The following is a 22,278-nucleotide window of genomic DNA, read 5'->3' as shown; positions in this document are numbered from 1 at the left end:
ATGGCGGCCACCCTCACCCATCTTGGCGCGCAGGGCGAAGCCAACATGGTCGATGTCGGCGACAAGGCTGTGACGGTGCGCACGGCAGTCGCAGAAGGCTTTGTCGCGATGCGGCCCGAGACGCTGGACATGATCCTCGCCGGCGACGCCAAGAAGGGCGACGTGCTGGGCACCGCGCGCATTGCCGGCATCATGGCGGCCAAGAAGACGCATGAACTGATCCCGCTTTGCCATCCGCTGCTGCTGACCAGGATATCTGTCGATATCGAGGCGGACGCCGCGCTGCCCGGCCTGAAGGTGACAGCATTGACCCGCGTCACCGGCAAGACCGGCGTTGAGATGGAGGCTCTGAGTGCCGTCTCGGTCGCTTGCCTGACCATCTACGACATGGCCAAGGCGGTCGACCGCGCCATGGTCATCTCCGGCATAAGGCTGGTTGAAAAGACCGGCGGCAAATCCGGCGACTACAAGATCACCGGAGACGGGGCCACCGAGGCAGGCCGATAATGGCGCTGGTCCCAGTTGCCGAGGCGCTCGAGCGCCTGCTGGACGGCGCAGCAGCGCTGCCGGGCGAACGCGTCGCACTGCTGGATGCCGCCGACCGCGTGCTGGCGGAGCCGGTTGTGGCGCTCCGCACCCAGCCGCCGTTCAACGCCTCCGCCATGGACGGCTATGCCGTGCGGGCGGCCGATATCGCGTCCGTACCGGCAAGGCTTTCGGTGGTCGGCATGGCGCCGGCCGGACGCGGCTTTGCCGGAACGGTGCAGCAGCGGCAGGCCGTGCGCATCTTTACCGGCGCGCCGCTTCCCGAAGGCGCCGACACTATCGTCATCCAGGAGAACGTCCGCGATCTCGGTGGCGGCAGCGTCGAAGTGACGGAACGGACGGTGCAGGGGCGCAACATCCGCCGCCTCGGGCTCGATTTCGCCAAGGGCGATGTCCTGCTGCCCAAAGGCCGCCTGCTCGACCCGGCGGCCTTGTCGCTGGCGGCATCGGCCAATCACCCCGAGGTGCGCGTGGTCAAACGGCCGCTGGTCGCCATCATCGCCACCGGCGACGAATTACTGCCGCCGGGCAGCGATCTTGGCCCCGACCAGATCATCTCCTCCAACGCCTATGGTGTCGCCGCTGCCGCACAGTCGGTCGGTGCGCGCGCGCTCGACCTTGGCATCGCGCCGGACCGCAGGGAGGCGATCGCTGCGCTGGTTGAAAAGGCCGTGAAGGCTGGCGCGAACGTCATCGTCACGCTGGGCGGTGCCTCGGTCGGTGACCACGACTTCGTCCATGACGTGCTGACCGGGCAAGGCATGACGCTCGATTTCTGGAAGATCGCCATGCGGCCGGGCAAGCCACTGATGTTCGGGCGGCTGGGAGACATTCGCTGCATCGGCCTGCCCGGCAATCCGGTGGCAAGCCTGGTCTGCACTCAGCTCTTCCTGAAGCCGCTGCTGGCGCGGCTCGGCGGCCGCGCCTTTCAGCAGGATATACGTCGGGCACGGCTCGGTGCCGCCATGCCGGCCAATGATCTCAGGCAAGATTATGTGCGGGCTGTTGTCATAGATGACGCCGGTACGCCCGTGGCGACGCCGTTCGGCATCCAGGACTCCTCGATGCTGAAAATCCTGGCCGATGCCAACGGGCTGATCGTTCGCGCGCCGTTCGCGCCTGCCGCGGCGGCGGGCTCCCCCTGCGACGTGCTGATGTTACGCTGAACCTGCCTCACTCCGAAATCAAGGTCCGGGTCAGCGGATGGTCTGGATCGGCCAAACCGTCGATGATGTTGAAATGATGCCGGTCAGGTTCGACCACCGAGCTGGTCGCGGAACCCAGGCCGATCCAGATGTTGGCCAGCAACGCGCTCTGACGCAGGAATTCGGCGCGCTCGCCGCCGCCGGCCCAGCAGGTCAGGCGGGCCTTGTCCATCGGGCGCAGCAGCACCGGACTTTCGGCCTGCGCCTCGGCCTCATCGATCGCCAGCGTCTCGTTCATGCCGGTGCGCATGATCGGGCGCAAATCGTGCACCCCCGAGATCGACACCACATGACGAACGCGCCGGACCACTTCGGTCGCCAGCGGCGTCGTCGCCGTAACCATCCGGCTAACAAGATGGCCGCCGGCCGAGTGCCCGGTCAGCATCAGCGGCCCTGCAACCATCGCCGCCGCCTTGCCGATCGCCGCGCCGACCTCCTTGACGATGCCGCCAATGCGTATCTGCGGACAGAGCGTGTAGGACGGCATCGCCACCGCATAGCCGCGATCAACAGGGCCAGCGGCAAGATGCGACCAGAAATTCTTGTCGAATTCCATCCAGTAGCCGCCATGAACGAACACCACGAGTCCCTTAGGCTTGATGGCCGGCAGGAAAAGATCGAGCCGGTTGCGTGGGTTGTCGCCATAGGCCATGTCGAGCCGCGCCCTGCCCTCGGTCGAAAGCACGTCGCGGAAAACCCGCGCGGGCTCGATCCAGGCCGCCGGCCAGCGATCGCTGCCGGCTATGTTGGCGCCGTTGGCATAGGCGTTGTCCCAATCGGCAATGTGACGTTCGAACACCCTGCGCCCTCCCTGGCATATGGCCCTGCAGCGTAGCCGTAAGCATCGCGCGGCGCGTCGTCGCCAGCCTCACGATTCCAGCTCTCGCATCAATCTCAAGTGACAGCTGCTTTGATGGCGAAGCGCGCATCCTTCCACGCACCGGTGTGCAGGATGTCCTCAAGCACTTTGACGGCCTGCCAGACATCGGCATAGCCGACATAGAGCGGGGTGAAGCCGAAGCGCATGGTCGATGGCGCGCGAAAATCGCCGATCACGCCACGTTCGATCAGCGCGCGCATGACCTGGTAGCCATGCTCATGCATGAATGAAATCTGGCTGCCGCGTTTTTCCCCATCGCGCGTGCTTTCGAGCGTGAGCCCGTAAGTGCCGCACTTTGCCTCGACAAGCTCGATGAACAGATCCGCCAGCGCGATGCTCTTCTTGCGCACCGCCGTCATGTCGACATCGTTCCAGATGTCGAGCGCGCCCTTCAGCGTGCGCATCGACAGGACCGGCTGCGTGCCGCACAGAAACCGGCGGATGCCGGTGCCGGCCGCATAGCCTGGCTCGAAGGCGAAGGGCCGTGCATGGCCCCACCAGCCGGTGAGCGGCTGCTGGATGTCGGAAAGATGCCGCTCAGCCGCATAGATGAAGGCAGGCGCGCCCGGGCCGCCATTCAGATATTTGTAGGTGCAGCCAACGGCAAAATCGGCGTTTGCCTTGTCGAGCTCGACTGGCATCGCGCCGGCGGTGTGGCAGAGATCCCAGACGATCATCGCCCCGGCTTCCTGAGCCCTGCGCGTCAGCGCCGGCATGTCGCGCAGTTCGCCCGACCTATAGTTGACGTGGTTGACCAGCACCACAGCGGTGCGTTCGTCGATCAGCTCTTCGATGGTCGGCGCGTCGACTCCCGAGAGGCGCAGCAGCGTATCTTTTCGCGTCGAAACCACACCCTCGGCCATGTAGAGGTCCGTCGGAAAACTATCGCCCTCGGCGACGATGACCTGCCGCTCCGGTCGCATGGCCATGGCGGCGTGCAGCAGCTTGTAGATGTTGACCGATGTCGTGTCGCAGACCACTGTCTGGCCGGCCGCGGCCCCGATCAGGCGCCCGAGCTGGTCGCCAAGTTCAAGCGGCATGTTGAACCAGCCGGCCGTGTTCCATGCGCGGATGAGATCATGCGACCATTCTTCGGTCGCGGCCTTGTGCAGTTCATCGAAAGCGGCACGTGAAGCAGCTCCTAGCGAATTGCCGTCGAGATAGATCACTCCTTGCGGCAACACAAAGCGGTCGCGCATCGCGCGCAGCGGATCCGCGGCATCCATCGCCTTTATGGCCACGAGATCGGGAATTCCTGTCATGATTTGTCTGCTCCCCCAAGATCCAACGCAACGCCGGACACGCATCGACTGTTCTTCCATTACTTGGTTGCGCGCAGCAAGGCTCCACCGGCGAGAAGCAGCCTGACCAGGCGGTGGAAACCGGGACTTAACCCGAGGTTGGCGTTTTGAGTTCGTTTCGTTCACGGTGCATTGACCAAACCGCACAGTCGATACGGGTTCAATTCCGTGCCTTTTGCCGACCGACGGCCGATGCCAGTGCCGCCTTCTAGGAGGCCAGAAGGGCGCAAACGAAAGCAGAATCAAGGCGATGAGGCTCGCGGCGGTGAAAATGCGTTACGCCGGTAGGGGACGTCGTTTGTTTCCCGAGCCTTAACGCATTCATTAAACTTTAAACAGTTGCGGAACACAACTGGAACAGATAGTGTTTGTTCTGGGTTTGTTTTTCTGATTCTGTTGGGGGTCGCTATGCTGACACGCAAACAACACGAACTGCTTATGTTCATCCACGAAAGGTTGAAGGAAAGCGGTATCCCGCCTTCATTCGACGAGATGAAGGAAGCGCTCGACCTGGCTTCCAAATCCGGAATCCACCGGCTGATTACGGCGCTGGAGGAGCGCGGCTTCATTCGCCGTTTGCCCAACCGGGCCCGTGCGCTGGAGGTGCTACGCCTGCCTGACTCGATCGCCCCCGGCCTCAATGCGGCACGCAAGTTCTCGCCGAGTGTCATCCAGGGCAGCCTTGGGCAAGGCGCCCCTCGGCAGGGCAAGCCGACATCGTCGCGCGTGCCCGCAGCCGGAAATGACGACGATGTCGTCGCCGCCGTTTCGATCCCGGTAATGGGCCGCATCGCTGCCGGTGTGCCGATCGACGCCATCCAGCACCAGACGCATTCGATTTCGGTGCCGCCGGATATGATCATGGGCGGCGAGCATTATGCGCTCGAGGTCAAAGGCGATTCGATGATCGAGGCCGGCATTTTCGACGGCGACACGGTGATCATCCGCAATGCCGATACGGCGAGCCCCGGTGAGATCGTGGTGGCACTGGTCGACGAGGAGGAAGCGACGCTGAAGCGGTTCCGCCGCAAGGGCGCCTCGATCGCCCTGGAAGCCGCCAATCCGGCCTACGAGACGCGCATCTTCGGACCAGACAGGGTCAAGGTGCAGGGCAAGCTCGTCGGACTGATCCGCCGCTACTGAGTTCCGCCCTTGGCGCCGGCTTTGGGATTGTCGGCCCTGCGGTATGGCGGCAGGCCCCGTGCCGCGCGTGAAAATTTCCGTTGCACGTGCCAGGGCCGGTATGATTTTTCGACGGCGAAGCGGATCTCGGCGCGTGTTGCCGCTTGTGGATCGAAATAGACGGCGGCACTTCCCGCGCGCGCCAGTTGCCGTTTGGTGACGACGAGGACCAGCCGGTCGTAGTAGCAGGGGTTATGGGCGGTGGCGTCGTCGATGACGATCAAGCTGGCAAAGGCGCAGGCTGGCCGCGCAGTATCGCGGTCCGTGGCTTGCGCGATGATCGCGCCGGATGGATGCCTGGCAAGGCAGAGGCCGTCCGTGCAAATGAACGGCATGCCCGGCGGCAGGTCGGCCGGATCGGCAATGTCGAATTGCGGGTCGTTCTTTCCAGGGGTTTCCGGCGCGACGATGGCCTCCGATGTGAGCGCGCGTTTCCAGTTGTCGATGGTGAACTCATTCGGGCGTGCCCGGTTGACCGCGAGTTCACCGCTGCCGATCGACAGCGCGACCAGCCGTGCGTCCTCCGAGACCAATACGTCGGGTATGCGTGTCTGCGTTGTCGTCAGCAAGCCGGCGAGCGCAAAAGGAAGTGCCGCCAGCCGCAACCACGTCGTCGCCATGCTGGCAATGACGAGGGCGATCGTCACCAGAAGGACGGATCTCAGCGAAATCAGCCCGACCGCATCGATCGGCGAGCGCTCCGAGATCCACCCGGACAGGGCGATCATCGCCGTCAGCCCCTTGCCCATGACATAGAGGAAAGGGCCATCCGCACCGAACGGCATCGCCAGCGCGCTGAGAACGGCGAAGGGCATGACGACCAGTGAGACGATGGGCATGATGGCCAGATTGGCGAACAGGCGAGCGGCGCCACGCGCTGGAAATGCCATATGGCGAAAAGCGCCGTGGCGCTCCCTGCAATGATCGAGGTCATCGCCAGACCGCACATGCCCAGCAGGACCTTTCGAGTGGCAAGGCGTAGCGGCGACTGCCGCGGCGGCGGCGTGGTGGCCCTCCCGGCGCGGTAATCGGACCAGCCTGCATAGGCGCCGACAAGGGCCGCCGTCGCGGCGAAGGACATCTGGAAACTCGGACCGACCACCTCGTGCGGCGACACCAGGATGACCGCGATGGCCGAGATCGCCAGGTTGCGCATGGTGAGCGCGGCCCGGTCGACCAGCACGGCGATAAGCATCACCGCCAGCATGATGAAGCTGCGTTCGGCCGCCACGACAATGCCGGAAAAGACGAGGTAGGCCGCAATCGAAAAAAGCGCGGCGGCCGCGGCATACTTCTTGACCGGCCGTCGCGATGAGAAATCGGGAAACAGCGCAAAGGCACCCCGCAGCAGCGCCATGATGGTGCCGGCGACCAACGCCATATGCAGCCCCGAGATAGAGATGATGTGGTAGATGCCGGTGCGCCGCATCGCTTCGTTGATCTCCTCGGGAATGCCGGCGCGCACGCCGACGATCAGCGCAGCAGCAATCTCGCCCTCGGCACCGCCGATGCGGCTGCGGATATGGTCGGCGATGGATTCGCGCGCGTCTTCGATCGCGGAAGAAAGCTGCGCGGCAAGCGGCATGCTGCCCGACGACACGACTTTCGGATTGCCGAGAAAAAAGCCGCTGCCGCCGATACCGGCGAAATAGCTGTCGAACGAGAAATCATAGCTGTCGGGCCGCACCGGGCCGGTCGGCGGCAGCAGCCGCACATAGCCGGTGATCTCGGAACCGGCGGTCAGCTCAGCCGGTATCTTCATCGCCGAAACGCGGACCCGTTCCGGCATGTAGCGCAGTGTCGGCCTGGCCGTTGAGATCACATCGATTGTCAGCCTGATGCGGCCGCTCGCCATGGGCTCGTACGATACAACGCGACCCGTCAGCCGCGTCGAGATTTCGGAGCCGAGCATATGCGTTCCGACACGCCATGTCTCGAACTTGGCGGCAAGTACGCCAAGCGCGCAGAGCAGCGCCACCATGAAGCACAGGCGCGTCCTGGGCCATGACCGCGAGACGACGGCACAAAGGGTCGCGAGGAGCGCGATTGCGATCGGCTGTGGAAAGGCCGGCTCCACCGACAGCCCGAAATAAACGACCACCCCGCATGCGAGGAACACCGGCACCAGCAGGAAGGCGATGCCGCGGTCGAGTTCCAGACCGGCCGCCGTGGTTACGCTGTTGCGGATACGGGACGGTGACGGGAGGCGGAAACGCCTGGGCAGGCGTACGATGGGCTCGCCCGCGGGCACGAGAACCGTTGCTGGGTCGCTGGCCGGCAGCGACGGAGCATCGAAGCGCGGAGCAGGTAGCAATGCCGGTGCCGGCAGGACAGGCGGGGGAGCGGCAAACAGCAAGCGTTCGCTGACGTCGCTGCCAACGTCCTCGCCCTCGCCCGCACCACGGCCTCGCACAGCCATCGGGTCTGCCCCTTGCGCCCTCGACCTCCTATGCTACATGAACGCGCAACGCGCGAAAGTCCGCAAACCCACTTCCTTCGCCCGCCTGAGAGTTCCATGCCCGATAAGGTCGTCACCCGTTTTGCCCCCTCGCCCACCGGCTATCTGCACATTGGCGGCGCGCGCACGGCGCTGTTCAACTGGCTGTACGCCAAGCACACGGGCGGCACGATGCTGCTGCGCATCGAGGATACCGACCGTGAGCGGTCGACGGATGCGGCGACGGCAGCCATTCTCGACGGACTTTCCTGGCTCGGACTCACCTGGGACGGCGCGCCTGTCTCGCAGTTCGAGCGCGCGCCGCGCCATCGCGAGGTGGCCGAGGAGCTGGTGCGCGTGGGCAAGGCCTATTACTGCTACGCGACGCCGGCGGAGCTGGAGGCGATGCGCGAGGCAGCGCGAGCCAAGGGGCTTCCGCCCCGCTATGATGGGCGCTGGCGCGACCGCGACCCGTCGGAGGCGCCGCCCGGCGCCAAGGGGGCGATCCGCATCAAGGCGCCGACAGACGGCGAGACGGTGGTGCATGACCGCGTCCAGGGCGACGTGCGCTTTCCCAACAAGGATCTCGACGATTTCATTATTCTGCGCTCGGACGGCAATCCCACCTACATGCATGCCGTCGTCGTCGACGATCACGACATGGGCATCACCCACATCATCCGCGGCGACGATCATTTGACCAACGCCGCACGCCAGACCGTAATCTATCAGGCCATGGGCTGGGAGGTGCCGTCGATGTCGCATATCCCGCTGATCCACGGTGCCGACGGCGCCAAGCTGTCGAAGCGGCACGGTGCGCTTGGCGTCGAAGCCTATCGCGCCATGGGCTACCTGCCGGAGGCGCTGCTCAACTATCTGGCGAGGCTTGGCTGGAGCCACGGCGACGATGAGATCATGTCGATCGCCGACATGATTACATGGTTCGACATTGGCGACGTCAACAAGGGCGCCGCCCGTTTCGACTTCGCCAAGCTCGAGGCGCTTAACGGCGTGCATATGCGCCGGATGAACGACGCGGCGCTGCTCGACATCTTCATCGCCACTCTGCCCTATCTAGAAGGCGGCCCGGCAATCGCCGCTCGCCTCGACGACAGACGCAGGGCGCAACTGCTTGCCGCGTTGCCGGGCCTGAAGGAGCGCGCCAAAACGCTGGTCGAACTTGTTGAAGGGGCTGCATTCCTTTTCGTCGAACGGCCGCTGCCGGTCGACGAGAAGGCGGCGGCGCTGCTCAGCGGTGAGGCGCGCGCGATCCTGCGGGGCGCTCATGCGGCACTAGCCACGGTTTCGGGGTGGTCTGCCGCCTCAGCCGAAGCCGCGATCCGCGACTATGCGCAGGCCGCCGGCCATAAACTCGGCGCCGTGGCCCAACCTTTGCGCGCCGCGCTCACCGGCAAAAGTACCTCGCCAGGTGTGTTTGATGTGCTTGCCGTGCTTGGCCGCGAGGAAAGCCTGGCGCGGATCGCTGATCAAATCGATTAGCAAACTGGCCCAAGAAGATTGGCATTGAAAGGTGTGTTTCGCAGTGCAACATTGGGTCTTGGCCTAATCTGCCGCGCAGATTCAATTGCGGGCGCAAATGTGCGTATTCCGATGCTTTTGACGTGTTGGGTTCAGATATTTTGCCTTTGCCGGCCTGAGGAAACAAAAAGGAGTTTGCTATGACCGAACCTGCGACAAAAATGGAATTTGGCGGCAAAACCCAGGCATCGACGGCCAAGCTGGAACTCGGCGGCAAAACCCATGAATTCAAGATACGAAGTGGTTCGGTAGGACCGGACGTCATCGACATCGGTTCGCTCTACAACACCGCCGGCGTCTTTACCTACGATCCCGGTTTTACGTCGACGGCGAGCTGCGAATCGGAAATCACCTTCATCGATGGCGATGCTGGCATTCTTTTGCACCGCGGCTACCCGATCGACCAATTGGCCGAGCACGGCGACTTCCTCGAAGTCTGCTATCTCTTGCTCTATGGTGAACTCCCGACCAAGGCGCAGAAGGACGATTTCGACTACCGGGTGACGCGCCACACTATGGTGCATGAGCAGATGTCGCGCTTTTTCACCGGCTTCCGCCGTGATGCGCATCCGATGGCGGTGATGTGCGGCGTGGTCGGCGCGCTGTCGGCCTTCTATCACGATTCCACCGATATCTCGGACCCCTATCAACGCATGGTCGCGTCAATGCGGCTGATCGCCAAGATGCCGACGATCGCGGCGATGGCCTATAAATACCACATCGGCCAGCCATTCATTTACCCGAAGAACGAGCTGAATTTCGCAGCCAACTTCCTGCATATGTGCTTCGCCGTGCCTTGCGAGGAATACAAGATCAATCCGGTGCTGGCCCGCGCGATGGAGCGCATCTTCATCCTGCACGCCGATCACGAACAGAACGCCTCGACTTCGACCGTCCGCCTGGCCGGCTCGTCGGGCGCCAATCCTTTTGCCTGTATCGCTGCCGGCATCGCCTGCCTGTGGGGTCCCGCACATGGCGGCGCCAACGAGGCAGCCCTGAACATGCTGGGCGAGATCGGTCATGTCGATCACATCCCGGAATTCATTGCGCGCGCCAAGGATAAGAACGATCCGTTCCGATTGATGGGATTTGGCCACCGCGTTTACAAGAATTACGATCCGCGCGCCAAGATCATGCAGAAGACCGCGCACGAGGTCCTGGGCGAGCTCGGCATCAAGGACGATCCACTGCTCGACATCGCCATGGAGCTGGAAAGGATCGCACTGACCGATTCCTATTTCATCGAGAAGAAGCTCTATCCGAACGTCGATTTCTATTCCGGCATCACGCTGAAGGCGCTGGGCTTTCCCACCACCATGTTCACCGTGCTGTTCGCGGTCGCCCGCACCGTCGGCTGGATCGCGCAGTGGAAGGAGATGATCGAGGATCCGCACCAGAAGATCGGTCGCCCGCGCCAGCTCTATACCGGCGCGCCGGAACGGGACTACGTGCCAATCGCGAAGCGGTGAAGGTGGTGAATGGTGAATGGTGAATGGTGAATGGTGAATGGTGAATGGTGAATGGTGAATGGGAGTAGCGAAGCGTCGCTCCCTGTCCATAGAAACCGCTATTCACAATTCACTATTCACAATTCATAATTCACTCACTTCCTCACCATCCCCATCACCACCCCCGCGGCAATCTCGCCTGACGGCTTGGCGGTTGCCATACGCCCGGCAATGTCGGCAAAACCATGCTTCTGCCAGGTGCGGTAGGCGGTATCGGAGCACAGCGCTTCCAACTGCCGCGCCAGATAATGCGGCCGCACATATTGATTGTAGTGTTCCGGCACAACCGGTCGGTCGGCAATGAGATTGGGCAAGGCTGCGCTCCATACTTTGATCAGCGGCTGCGCCATGCGCATGACCGGATCGAGCCGGTAGCAGGAGATCATTGGCACACCCGCCAGTGCCAGTTCCAGCGATACCGTCCCCGACGCGATCAGCGCCGCATCCGCCTTGCCGAAGGCCTGCCATTTGCGTTCGGCATCAAGGATGATCTCCGGCTTCTCGTCCCAGCTCGCGACCGAGGTCCTGACCAGGTCGGCGACGTGCGGCACGGTCGGCAACAGCAGGCGCAAGCGGTGCCCGCGCGCCCGCAGGATCGACAGCGTTTCGCCGAACGGCCCAACCAGGCGCCGCACCTCGCCGCGACGCGAACCTGGCAGTACAAGCAACGTTTTGACGTGATCTGCGGACAGGTCACGCGGCTGCGCCTGCGCCCTGGCGGCACTGATTATGCCCGGATCGTGTGCAAGGCGATGCCCGACATAGGTGCCGGGCGGCCCGCCCAGGCGAGCGAGTTCCTTCACCTCGAACGGCAGGATGCAAAGAATGTGATCGACATATGGCTTCATCGCCGCCGCCCTGCCCGGCCGCCACGCCCACACGCTCGGGCAGACATAGTGGACGATCGGGATAGTCGGATCGGCGGCACGCACCTTCTTGGCGACGCGCAGCGAGAAATCCGGACTGTCGATGGTGATAAGGCAATCGGGCTTTTCACCGGCACTCGCGTTTGCCGTCTGGCCGATCCGCCGTATCAGGCGCGGCAGGTCGCGCAGGATGGCGCTAAGCCCCATCAGTGCGATCTCGCTGCCGTCGAACAATGGCGCCAGGCCGAGCGCCTGCAAATGGCGGCCGCCGATGCCGACAAGCCGAACTTCGCGCCCGGTCATGCGCTTGAGCGCCTGCACAAGGTCGGCGCCAAGCAGGTCGCCGGACTCCTCGCCGGCGATGATGGCTATCTTCAACGGCCGCTCATTCGCCATGCGCCGGCTCCGCAGCAGGCAGGCCGATCACGAACAGGCCGAGCGCATTGGCACGTCCGATGGTGGCGGGACCTTCGAGCACTAGCGAGCGACCGGCTTCGACGGCAATGCCGGCCAGTCCGGCGGCATGCGCCGCCTCGACTGTCAGCGGGCCGATGGAGGGCAGATCGGCACGCAGTTCCTGACCGGGCTTGGCGCATTTGACCAGAACACCGCGGCTCCCGCCGGCCAGCCTGCCGTGCCCGCGCAACTCCCTTGTCCGCTCGAGCAGCCCGTCGGTGCCTTCGACGCCTTCCAACGCAATGGCGCGGCCGCCGACCGCAACAGCCGCTTGGCCGATATCCAGCGCGCCGATGGCTTTTGCCGCCGCGTGCGCCGCCTCGATGTCGCGCCAGTCGGATTTGCGTGGCGCCGCCTTGGTCAGCAGGCCTTCGGCGGCGACCAGCTCCGGCACGATCTCGTGAGCGCCGACGACCTTGATGCCGCTGCGCTCGATCCTGCGCACGAACAGTTTCAGCACCGTATCGTCCCCCCGGGTTACACCGACGAAGAGGCTGGGTAGCCACGCGAGCAGGCCCAAATTGAGGCGCATGGCGCTCAGCCTGGGGCGGCGCGTGATATGACCCGCGGTTACGAGATGCGTGACGTGGTGCCGCTTAAGGATCGGCAGCAGCGAGCCGACGTCTTCCAGCCTCAAGGTTGCCTGCTCATAGGGCTCGAAATCGCCTATGCGATCGACCTCGCCGGCCGCCATCACGACGAAGGGCAATTTGCCTTGCCGGGCGAGCGCTCGGGCAATTTCGACCGGGAGACTGCCGCCGCCGGCGATGATGCCGACCTTGGCATCTGGCACGAGATCAAGGCCTTTTCCGGCAGCCTCAATCTTCGTCATCTGCCCTCAGTCTTCATCATCGGTATCGTCGCCGTCGCTACCCTTGAGGGACGGCACGGCGTAGTGCCGCTTGCCGCGACCGGCGATGAAGTCGACGATCTTCATGGCAGTCGGCGACGAGGCGAATTCCGCCTTGGCAAATTCGATGTTTTCGCCGACGGTCCGGGAGCGATCGAAGATCGTCTTGTAGGCTTTGCGCAGCAAGTGGATCTCCGAACGCGGCAGGCCGGCGCGCTTCAGGCCAATGATGTTGAGGCCGCGAAGGCTGGCACGGTTGCCAACGGCGATGGCGTAAGGAATGACGTCGCCGACGATCGCCGAGCAACCGCCGAGAAAGGCGTTATCGCCGATGCGGACAAACTGATGAACCGCGGTAAGGCCGCCGATGTAGACATTGTCACCGACTTCGCAATGCCCGCCTAACGTCGCTTGATTGGCGAAGGTGGCGTTCTTGCCGACCACGCAGTCATGGGCAATATGGGCATAGGCAAGGAAATTGCCGTTGTCGCCGATCGTCGTCTCGCCGCGGCTGGAATCGGTGCCGACATGCATGGTGACACCTTCGCGGATCGTGCAGTTCTCGCCGATCACCAGCGTGGTACGGCCGCCCTTGTGCTTGGTGTTCTGCGGCGGCCCGCCCAGTATCGCCATCGGATAGACCTTGGTCGATGCACCGATGGTGGTCGCGCCAATCACCGAGACATGGCTGACCAGTTCGACGCGGTCGCCGATCACGGCGTCGGGGCCGACGTGACAGAAGGGCCCGATGCGGGCGCCTTCGCCGATTTGGGCGCCTGCCTCGATGACCGAGGATGGATGGATGACTGTCTGGATTTTCATTAGCATTCGTTTGTCAGCCGCTTGCGACCATCATCGCCGAGATCTCGGCTTCCGCCGCCTTGGCGCCATCGACGAGGGCCTCGCAAGCGAATTTGAGAAGATTGCCGCGTTTCTTGATTTTCTTCACATGAATTTTCAGCTGGTCGCCTGGAACGACCGGCTTCCGGAACTTGGCATTGTCGATGGTCAGGAAATAAACCAGCGACGGCTTTTCCGTACCAAGGCTGCGGATGCAGATGGCGCCGGCCGTCTGCGCCATCGCCTCGATGATCAGCACGCCGGGCATGACCGGCTGGTCGGGGAAATGACCTTGGAAATGCGGCTCGTTTATGGTGACGTTCTTGATGCCGACGGCGGATTCGTCGCCATCTATGTCGACAATACGGTCGATCATCAAGAACGGATAGCGGTGCGGCAGGAGCTTCATCAGCCGCATTATGTCAACCGCTTCGAGCGTCGCCGCTGCGATGTCAGCCATTTCCCCCCTCACCCTGTTTGCGCGTCCGTGCAAGTCTGCGCAAGGCCGCTATCTCGCGCATGGCTTCCGCCATCGGCTGCGCCGGATATCCTCCCCAAATCTCACCGGCAGGCACATTGCTCATAAACCCGCTTCTTGCCGCAAGCTTGGCCCCGGACCCGATGGTCAAATGATCCGCAAGGCCGACACCGCCACCCATGGTGACGTTGTCGCCTACCGTCACGGAACCGGAAATACCCGAAAGCCCGGCTATTATGCAATTGCGGCCGATGCGAACGTTGTGCGCGATCTGCACCAGATTGTCGATCTTGGTGCCCTGGCCGATGATCGTGTCGGACATGGCGCCGCGATCGACGGTCGTATTCGACCCGATCTCGACGTCGTCCTGGATGATGACGCGGCCGATCTGCGGAACCCGCTCCGGACCCTTGGCGCCGGCCACGAAACCGAAGCCATCCTGGCCGATCCTGGCACCGCCATGGATGATGACGCGATTGCCAATCAACGCATATTGCACGCTGGCACCTGGACCGACATAGCCGTCGCGGCCAATCTGCGAGGACGGACCGATGACCGCATGCGGGGCAATGACGGTCCCGCTGCCGATGGCAGCGCGCGGTCCGATGATCGCACCCGCTTCGATGATCGCGCCGGCCTCGACATGGGCGGTCGCATCGATATGGGCGTGCGGCGAGATACCGGTTTCGCCGGTCATCGGTCCAGGCGTTGCAGCCGCCGGAAAAAGCAGACGCCCGACCATTGCGAAGGCCTGCTGTGGGCGCGGATGCACCAGCACCGCGATGCCCGCCGGCGCCTTGCCGGCAAATTCGGCAGGGCAGAGAACCGCCGCCGCCCGCAGTGACTGCATCAGGGCGAAATTGCGCCTGCCATCGACGAAGACAAGGGCGTTCTCGCCGCCTTCGTTGGCGGGCGCCAGAGCCTCGATCGATACATCGTAGAGACCGGAATCAACAAGCGTCGAGCCGGTCAGATTCGCGACTTCGCCGGCCGTATACCGGCGTGAGGGCGCGAAGAACACCGGATCGGTCATTCCAGAAGCAATATCCAGCTAGCGCATGACCCGAAAATCGGAAATCGACCCTCGGAAAGGATCATGCGCAAATCAAAGTGCTACAACGTCCTTTGCGCGTCCGATAGGACGCGCTGCGCTGTAGTGTCGGATCACTGCCATCCGGATCCAAACGAGCCGGAAGCATCATTGCCCGCGCATCAGAAGCGGGTCGATATGCCGAAGTTGAATTCCTGCACGTCGTCGGTCTTTTCCTTCTTGACCGGGATCGCATAGTCGATGCGGATCGGGCCGAAAGGCGATGCCCACATCAAACCGACACCGACGGAAGCGCGCCATTCCATGCCGGTTGTCGAAGAATTGACAAGGCCACTTGCGATTTTGCTGCCGTAGAGCGTTGCCGCATCGGCGAACACAGCACCACGCAAACCGAAGCTTTCGGGGATGACCGGCAGCGGGAACTGCGCTTCCGCCGAGGCATTGAAGTAGGTGGTGCCGCCGAGATGGTCATTGCTGTTGTCCGAAGCAACCGGGCCGATGCCGCCGTATTCAAAACCGCGGATCATACGGTCGCTGCTCTGGAAATGGTCGAAGACGCGCAGATCGCCGTTGCCATAGCCTTGGACATGGCCGGCGCCGCCCGAAATGAGGCCCACCAGGTCCAATTGTTCGGACAGCGTCTGATAAATGCTGCCGCGCGCCGTGACCTTGATGAACTTGGCGTCGCCGCCGAGGCCGGCCACTTCCGTGCCAACATTGGCATAAATACCGTCATGCGGGTTCTTCATGTCGTCGATCGTATTGTAGATCAGGCCGAGACTGACCGAAGACTTGAGCCATGGGCTCTCGTTAACGCCGTTTTGGATCGCTTGGGACACGTCGCAACCGGCCGCTGGGTCGCAGCCCTCATCGAACTCGTACTTCTCTTGCGCAATATTATAAGCGAGTTGCGTCGAGATATTGTCTGTGATCGGCAGGCCGAAGCGAACGGTCGCGCCTGTCGTGTCGCTGTCGTAATGGTCGTAGTTTCGGCTCTGCTTGTAGATGTCGAAGCCGGCCGCGATGCGGCGTCCGAGGAAATAGGGTTCGGTGAAAGAGAAGCTGTAGTCGCGCGAGTTCTTGCCACCGCCCGCTGCCACCTTGATGAATTGGCCGCGACCGAGGAAGTTGCGCTCACTGACGGAACCTTCGACGGACGGACCTGACGTTTCACCGCCGCTCGAATAACCGGCGCCGACGGTGAACTCACCGGTCGATTTCTCGACCACATCCACCACCAGCACAACCTGATCCGGCTCAGAACCCGGAACGGTGGAAATTTCGACTTTTTCAAAATAATCGAGCGCTTCCAGCCGCCTCTTCGCGCGCTGGATGAGGACCTGATTGAAAGCGTCGCCTTCGCTGACATCGAACTCGCGGCGAATGACGTAGTCGCGCGTCCGATCGTTGCCGCGAATCTCGATGCGCTCGATATAGGCCTTGGTGCCCTGGTCGACCGTATAGACGACCGAGATCGTGTGGTTCTCGAAGTTGCGGTCGCCGCGCGGCGTCACCTGGGCGAAGGCATAGCCGGATCCAGCGACCTTTTCGGTCAAGGCGATGATCGTGTCCTCGACGTTCTTGGCGTTGTAGACATCGCCCTTGTGGGTCTCGACCACCGATTCAAGCGACTTGGCGTCGACCTCGGGGATCGTGCTTTCGACGCTGACATCCCCGAACGTATAACGCTCGCCCTCCTGCACCGTGATGGTGACGGTGTATTTGTTGGTTGTGTCGTCGAGTTCGCCGACAGCCGAGACGACCTGGAAGTCGGCATAGCCGTGATTATAATAGAAGCGGCGCAGCAGCTCCTGGTCGGCGCGCAGCTTGTCCTCGTCATAAACATCGTCGCGCAGCACGAACGACAGGAAGGACGAGCGCTTGGTGGAGATGATGTCCGACAGACGGCGGCTCGAATAGGCGCTGTTGCCGACGAAATTGATCGCGGCAATCTGGGTGCGGCCGCCTTCGTTGATGTTGAAGACCACGTTTACCCGGTTGTCGCCGAGATCCATGATCTGGGTGGTCACGGCGGCATCGTCGCGGCCGATACGCCGGTATGCGGCCTTGACCGCCTCGACATCGGCATCGAGTTGCTGTTGCGAGAAGGTGCCGCGCGGCTTCAATTGCACCGCGGCCTCAAGCGCGTTGTCCTTGAGCTTCTTGTTGCCCTGGAACAGCACCTGGTTGACGACCTGGTATTCGGACACCTTGATGACCAGCGTCGATCCGACCTGGTTGATCTGCACATCCGAAAACAGCCCGGTGCCAAACAGCGCCTTGACCGCATCGTCGATATCCGAACTGGAAAACGCCTTGCCGGGCTTGATCGTCACGTAATTGCGGATGGTGTCCGCGTCGACACGCTGATTGCCGGTGACTTCGACTCTGGAGACGACAGCCGCCTCGGCGGCCGATGTGGCAACGAACTGCACTGCGAGCGCGCCTGGTACAACCAGAGCGGCGGACATAGCCACCGCGGACGCGGCGCTCAAAAACTTGGATGCTGCCTTCATCGGGCTTTTGTACCTTTTCTCGAAGTCCCCACGGCGAGAAAACCGGACGTGCGGTAATTTCCCCTACCGTATTAACCGGATTTTCCCTACACGCAAGGCTTCTGGTTAATTTGTATTTACTTAACCCTGCGGCGTGGCTTTCGCGTCACGCATATCCCCACGCATGGTAAACGGCGTCTCAACATTGCTCGTGCCGAAGCCAAATTCCTTCATGATTTCAGCACCCAAACAGATCGTTCCAGAAAACAAAGCCCATGAACCCGAGCACCAATATGAGGCCGCTTCGGTAAGCCATTTCCATCATGCGTTCGGACACCGGCCGCCGGATGACAGCCTCCACGCCGTAGAACAGAAGATGCCCTCCGTCGAGGGGGGGAATCGGCAAAAGGTTGAGAATCCCTATCCCGACTGACAGGAATGCAACAAGCTGCACGAGCCATTCAAAGCCGAGCTTTGCCGCCTGACCCGACATCTTGGCGATCTTGATGGGGCCGCCCAGCTGGCACTTGTCCTCGCGACCGACAACGAAACGTTGCAGGAACTGGCCGGTACGCTGGATGACGTGTCCGGTTTCCTGGACCGCTGCCCCGACCGCCCCGGCCGGACTATAGGTGATCAGCCGCGGCTGGCCGAATTCCTTGTTGTTGACGACGCCGATCACGGCCACCTGGACCTTGTTGCCCAGTGCGTCTTGTTGTTCCATCAAGCGCGGCGTCGCCGTGACGGTAATTTCCTTGCCGGCGCGTAGCATGACGAAGGTGATGCTGTCGCCGGCGCGGCCAGAGACCAGACGCTGGACGTCGGCAAAGGTCTCGACCTTGCTGCCGTCGACGCTGACGAATCGGTCGCCGGGCATGATGCCGGCCGCGGCGGCCGGACTGCCGACGGTGACCTCAGCCACCATCGGCTCCAGCACGGGCCGGCCGTGGACGGAAAACAGCACGGCAAAGACGGCGATCGTCAGCAGGAAGTTGAACAGCGGCCCCGCCACGACGGTCGCCGCCCGCTTCCAGATCGGCTGCGTGTGGAAGGCAACCTTGCGTTCTTCGTCGCTCAGCGCCTCGATCTCCTCGGAGCTGGGCTGGCTCGACGTCGCGTTCATGTCGCCGACGAACTTGACGTAGCCCCCGAGCGGTATGGCGCAAAGCTTCCAGCGCGTGCCGCGGCTATCGTTGAAGCCGATGATCTCTGGGCCGAAACCGATCGAAAAGGCTTTTGCGCCGATACCGCACCAGCGCCCGACGAGGTAATGGCCCATTTCGTGGACAAAAACGACCACGGTCAGCACGAACAGGAAAGGCACCAGCGTGCCGAGGACAAAGCCCTCTGTGCTGAAAACCGCGTTAAAAATCTCGTTCAATTCATGCCCTCAAATTCATCCACGGCACAGATCACGCCGCGACTGTGACATCAATCCAGGCGAATCCATGGCGCAGCCTGCGCCGGCCCACCGACGATGCCGTTCAAACCGGAAACAGCCCCTGTGCCGGATGGTCGGCGGTCGCGGAAATCCAGCCGATGACGTATAGGGCGAAAGCCGCCGCGACAAGCCCATCTACCCGATCCATGATGCCGCCATGGCCGGGTATCAGCGTGCCGGAATCTTTACGGCCGTGGCGTCGCTTGACCCATGATTCGAACAGGTCGCCGGCCTGCGCGACAATCGAAAGCACCAGTGCGACCACGCCAAGCACGACGAGGTTGCCCGTTCCGGCTACGGCGGCCAGAAGCAGCCCGGCCACTACGCCGCCGACCAACCCACCGAGCGCCCCGCTCCGCGTCTTGCCCGGCGAGATCGACGGCGCCAGTCTTGGACCACCGATGGAGCGGCCGACGAAATAGGCAAAGATATCGGTCGCCCAAACCACGGCGAATAGGAACAGAATGGCCAGCAGCCCTGAATGGTCGCCGTCACGCAAGAAGGCCAGCGACAAGCCGGACACGGCCGCATAGGCAAGGCCGGATGCTTCCCACGGTCCTGCCCTGCGCATGGAAGAAGCGACGGCAGTGACAGCAACCAGAGCCGCGACGAGCGGCAGCAGCAAAGACGCAGGCAGGCCGGCGACGAGGGCACCAATAAAGACCACGATCAGCGCCTCGGGCAGAAAGCCGAGACCTGCCGTAGCACCAGCACCTGCCGGGGCAACGGGGCGGCTCATCCGCGTCCACTCGTAGAAGATCACCGCCGCCATGGCGGCGCAAAGCAACCGGAAGGACAGTCCGCCGAGCCAGGTCAGGGCAAGCGTGACGATGGCAAGCACGACGGCCGAAATGACCCGGAGTTGGAGGTTGCTCATTCCTCAGCCTGAGGCGACATCTTGGGCGGCAAGTCCGCCGAAGCGGCGCTCGCGGCCGGCGAAATCGCGCAGTGCATCGGACAGGTGCTCGCGACTGAAGTCGGGCCAGTAGCAAGGCAGGAAAACGAGTTCGCTATAGGCGGCCTGCCATAACAGGAAGTTGGACAGCCGAAGCTCGCCGCTGGTGCGGATGACCAGTTCCGGGTCCGGAATGCCCTCTGTATCGAGCGAGCTGGCAAAGGAATCGGCCGTGATCGCCTCGCTCTCGATCTCACCGCGCGCCACCGCCGCTGCGAGCTTGCGCGCGGTGCGCACGATCTCGTCGCGCCCGCCGTAATTGAAGGCAATGACCAGTGTCAGCGCCTCGTTGCCGAGAGTGAGCGTTTCGGCTTCCTCGAGCAGCCCCCTTATGTCGGGCTGCAGCCCTGCCCTGTCACCGATGACCCTGATCCGCACCCCACTCTGGTGCAGCTCGGCGAGGTCACGTCGGATGAAAAGCTTCAGCAGGCCCATGAGGTCGCTGACTTCGGATTTCGGCCGTGACCAGTTTTCCGACGAAAAAGCGTAGACGGTCAGGAAGGAGATGCCGAGGCCGGGGGCGGCGCGCACTGTCTTGCGCAGCGCCTCGACGCCGGCGCGGTGACCGGCCAGCCGCGGCAAGCCGCGCGCCTTGGCCCAGCGTCCGTTTCCGTCCATGATGATCGCGACATGCGCGGGCGTTGCCATATTCTCGCTTCCGGGCCAGGCGTGGCCAGACCCTAGACCTGCATGATTTCCGCTTCCTTGTCGGAAAGCAGGTGGTCGATGGTGCTGATTGTCTCGTCGGTCAGTTTCTGAACCTGGTCGGCCCGTTTGCGATGGTCGTCCTCACTGATGTCGCCGTCCTTTTCCGCCTTTTTCAGAAAGTCCATGCCGTCCCGGCGAACGTGGCGTGCGGCGACGCGGGCATTCTCGGCATAACCGTGCGAGATCTTGACCAGCTCCTTGCGGCGCTGTTCGTTGAGCTCGGGCAGCGGAATCCTGAGATTGGTACCGTCGACGATAGGATTGAAGCCGAGATTGGCTTCACGGATGGCGCGGTCGACTGCGCTGACCATCGACTTGTCCCAGACCGAAACCGAAATCATGCGCGGTTCCGGCACCGACACTGTTGCCACCTGGTTGATCGGCATGGTGGTGCCATAGGCCTGCACCTGGACGGCATCGAGCAGGTTGCTCGACGCGCGGCCGGTGCGCAGCGAAGCCAGATCATGCTTGAACGCGGCGATCGCCCCGTCCATGCGCCGTTTGAGATCGTCGTACTCGCCACTCATCATCGTCTCCTCGACCCGTTAACCCGGGTTCACTGCTTAGGCCCTGTTCGAGCCTCATCCGCAACCGGTCCCTTTCGGGTTCATGGTCCGGTCAATCGTCTGCGACAACCGTGCAACGGCCGCCGCCCCTCAGGATATCGCCGAAGCCACCCTTCTCGTGGATCGAATAGACGATTATCGGAATGTTGTTTTCGCGCGCAAGTGCAATCGCCGCCGTATCCATGATCGAAAGCCCGCGTTTGATGACTTCGTCATGGCTGATCCGCTCGAAACGTGTCGCATGCGGGTCCTTCTTGGGATCAGCCGAATAGACACCATCGACCTGGGTGCCCTTGAACAGAGCATCGGCGCCGATCTCGGCGGCGCGAAGGGCTGCAGCCGAATCGGTGGTGAAGAACGGATTGCCGGTGCCGCCGGCGAAGATGACGACCTTGCCCTGGTTCATATAGGCGGTCGCCTGACGCTGCGAAAAACTTTCGCAAAGCTCGGGCATGGCGATCGCCGACAGCACCACGGCGTCGACGCCGATCTTGTTGAGCGAGGTGCGCAACGCCAGCGAATTGATAACCGTGGCAAGCATGCCCATATGGTCGCCGGTGACGCGGTCTCCGCCTTTTGACGCAACCGCGACGCCACGGAAGATGTTGCCGCCGCCTATGACGACACCGACTTCGATGCCCAATGCGCGGGCCTCGGCGATGTCGGCGGCGATACGGTCGACCACCGATACGTCGATGCCGAAATGCTGCTCGCCCATCAACGCTTCGCCCGACGCTTTCAGCAAGACACGTCGGTAGAGGGGCTTCACCGTCATCTGGTCCTCGTCATCGTGCGTGTGACGCGTTTCGGTGCGCCCCGAAACACTGGGCGTTCCGATACACGAAGGGCGCCCCCGAGTGAAGCCGGGCCCCCCCCCGAAAATTTTAGACCTGGGCAAGGCAATGATTGACCGCACACCCCCCAAAAATGCACCCGGGTGGCCCAACCCCCCAAAAGATTACCCCCTAAACCCC

18 protein-coding genes and 1 pseudogene are annotated in these 22,278 nt (G+C 62.8%); 5 read left to right on the top strand and 14 right to left on the bottom strand.

Annotation, left to right across the window (positions count from 1 at the left end):
• Together moaC and NKH33_RS12045 are read left to right on the top strand one after the other, a co-directional pair.
• Window positions 1-507, top strand: coding sequence for a cyclic pyranopterin monophosphate synthase MoaC (moaC, locus tag NKH33_RS12050; protein WP_352474267.1), 507 nt, complete (start codon window positions 1-3; stop codon window positions 505-507).
• Window positions 507-1,712, top strand: a complete 1,206-nt coding sequence (locus NKH33_RS12045; protein WP_352919630.1) for a molybdopterin molybdotransferase MoeA — start codon at window positions 507-509, stop codon at window positions 1,710-1,712. The genes moaC and NKH33_RS12045 overlap by 1 nt, the downstream gene beginning before the upstream one ends.
• A 7-nt stretch (window positions 1,713-1,719) precedes the next feature.
• On the opposite strand, the gene NKH33_RS12040 is transcribed toward NKH33_RS12045, so the two are convergent.
• Window positions 1,720-2,550 carry a hormone-sensitive lipase gene (locus NKH33_RS12040; RefSeq protein ID WP_352502397.1) on the bottom strand — a complete coding sequence of 277 codons (831 nt, stop codon included), beginning with the start codon at window positions 2,548-2,550 and terminating at the stop codon, window positions 1,720-1,722.
• 95 nt (window positions 2,551-2,645) lie between these two features.
• Window positions 2,646-3,893, bottom strand: a complete 1,248-nt coding sequence (gene kynU / locus NKH33_RS12035) for a kynureninase (RefSeq protein WP_352919627.1) — start codon at window positions 3,891-3,893, stop codon at window positions 2,646-2,648.
• Window positions 3,894-4,340: 447 nt separating this feature from the next.
• Between kynU and lexA the strand changes: the two genes are divergently transcribed.
• The gene (lexA, locus tag NKH33_RS12030; protein ID WP_023674949.1) at window positions 4,341-5,075 is read left to right on the top strand and encodes a transcriptional repressor LexA; all 735 of its coding nucleotides are present in this window, start codon (window positions 4,341-4,343) and stop codon (window positions 5,073-5,075) included.
• On the opposite strand, the pseudogene NKH33_RS12025 reads toward lexA, so the two are convergent.
• A pseudogene (locus tag NKH33_RS12025) lies at window positions 5,069-7,533 on the bottom strand (ComEC/Rec2 family competence protein). The gene lexA and the pseudogene NKH33_RS12025 overlap by 7 nt on opposite strands.
• A 96-nt stretch (window positions 7,534-7,629) precedes the next feature.
• Here NKH33_RS12025 and gltX point away from each other — a divergent pair.
• Window positions 7,630-9,051, top strand: coding sequence for a glutamate--tRNA ligase (gltX, locus tag NKH33_RS12020; RefSeq protein ID WP_352502394.1), 1,422 nt, complete (start codon window positions 7,630-7,632; stop codon window positions 9,049-9,051).
• A 179-nt stretch (window positions 9,052-9,230) separates the two neighbouring features.
• Window positions 9,231-10,559 (top strand): citrate synthase, encoded by a 1,329-nt coding sequence (gltA, locus tag NKH33_RS12015; protein WP_023674946.1) that lies wholly within the window; start codon window positions 9,231-9,233, stop codon window positions 10,557-10,559.
• A gap of 134 nt (window positions 10,560-10,693) precedes the next feature.
• Here the strand turns inward: gltA and lpxB are convergent, their stop codons facing one another.
• The 11 genes from lpxB to pyrH all read right to left on the bottom strand — a co-directional run bounded on the left by lpxB (window position 10,694) and on the right by pyrH (window position 22,079).
• Entirely contained in the window at window positions 10,694-11,860 is a 1,167-nt protein-coding gene (lpxB, locus tag NKH33_RS12010; RefSeq protein WP_352919624.1) for a lipid-A-disaccharide synthase, read from the bottom strand.
• Window positions 11,850-12,752 (bottom strand): LpxI family protein, encoded by a 903-nt coding sequence (locus tag NKH33_RS12005; RefSeq protein ID WP_352919622.1) that lies wholly within the window; start codon window positions 12,750-12,752, stop codon window positions 11,850-11,852. Before NKH33_RS12005 ends, lpxB begins: the two co-directional genes overlap by 11 nt.
• Window positions 12,753-12,758: 6 nt before the next feature.
• The gene (gene lpxA, locus NKH33_RS12000; protein WP_352474276.1) at window positions 12,759-13,592 is read right to left on the bottom strand and encodes an acyl-ACP--UDP-N-acetylglucosamine O-acyltransferase; all 834 of its coding nucleotides are present in this window, start codon (window positions 13,590-13,592) and stop codon (window positions 12,759-12,761) included.
• A gap of 13 nt (window positions 13,593-13,605) precedes the next feature.
• On the bottom strand, window positions 13,606-14,070 hold the full coding sequence (fabZ, locus tag NKH33_RS11995) for a 3-hydroxyacyl-ACP dehydratase FabZ (protein WP_352502391.1): 465 nt from the start codon (window positions 14,068-14,070) through the stop codon (window positions 13,606-13,608).
• Entirely contained in the window at window positions 14,063-15,121 is a 1,059-nt protein-coding gene (gene lpxD / locus NKH33_RS11990) for a UDP-3-O-(3-hydroxymyristoyl)glucosamine N-acyltransferase (protein WP_352613730.1), read from the bottom strand. The genes fabZ and lpxD overlap by 8 nt, the downstream gene beginning before the upstream one ends.
• 179 nt (window positions 15,122-15,300) lie before the next feature.
• Window positions 15,301-17,655 carry an outer membrane protein assembly factor BamA gene (gene bamA, locus NKH33_RS11985; protein WP_352613732.1) on the bottom strand — a complete coding sequence of 785 codons (2,355 nt, stop codon included), beginning with the start codon at window positions 17,653-17,655 and terminating at the stop codon, window positions 15,301-15,303.
• Window positions 17,656-17,872: 217 nt separating this feature from the next.
• Window positions 17,873-19,015 carry an RIP metalloprotease RseP gene (gene rseP, locus NKH33_RS11980; RefSeq protein WP_352919617.1) on the bottom strand — a complete coding sequence of 381 codons (1,143 nt, stop codon included), beginning with the start codon at window positions 19,013-19,015 and terminating at the stop codon, window positions 17,873-17,875.
• Window positions 19,016-19,118: 103 nt separating this feature from the next.
• A complete protein-coding gene (locus NKH33_RS11975; RefSeq protein ID WP_352448820.1) occupies window positions 19,119-19,952 on the bottom strand; it encodes a phosphatidate cytidylyltransferase in 834 nt (277 codons plus the stop codon).
• 3 nt (window positions 19,953-19,955) lie between these two features.
• The gene (locus tag NKH33_RS11970) at window positions 19,956-20,678 is read right to left on the bottom strand and encodes an isoprenyl transferase (protein WP_352448819.1); all 723 of its coding nucleotides are present in this window, start codon (window positions 20,676-20,678) and stop codon (window positions 19,956-19,958) included.
• Window positions 20,679-20,710: 32 nt separating this feature from the next.
• Window positions 20,711-21,265: a ribosome recycling factor gene (gene frr / locus NKH33_RS11965; RefSeq protein WP_084640965.1), complete on the bottom strand. Its 555-nt coding sequence runs from the start codon at window positions 21,263-21,265 to the stop codon at window positions 20,711-20,713.
• A 91-nt stretch (window positions 21,266-21,356) separates the two neighbouring features.
• The gene (gene pyrH / locus NKH33_RS11960) at window positions 21,357-22,079 is read right to left on the bottom strand and encodes a UMP kinase (protein WP_023674934.1); all 723 of its coding nucleotides are present in this window, start codon (window positions 22,077-22,079) and stop codon (window positions 21,357-21,359) included.
• Window positions 22,080-22,278: the final 199 nt, after the last annotated feature.

Origin of the sequence: Mesorhizobium sp. M1182 (assembly GCF_040318335.1) — a bacterium.
In the GTDB taxonomy this organism is placed as follows: Bacteria; Pseudomonadota; Alphaproteobacteria; order Rhizobiales; family Rhizobiaceae; genus Mesorhizobium.
The sequence above is the reverse complement of the archived record's forward strand: the minus strand, read 5'-3'. Positions and strand labels throughout refer to the sequence as shown.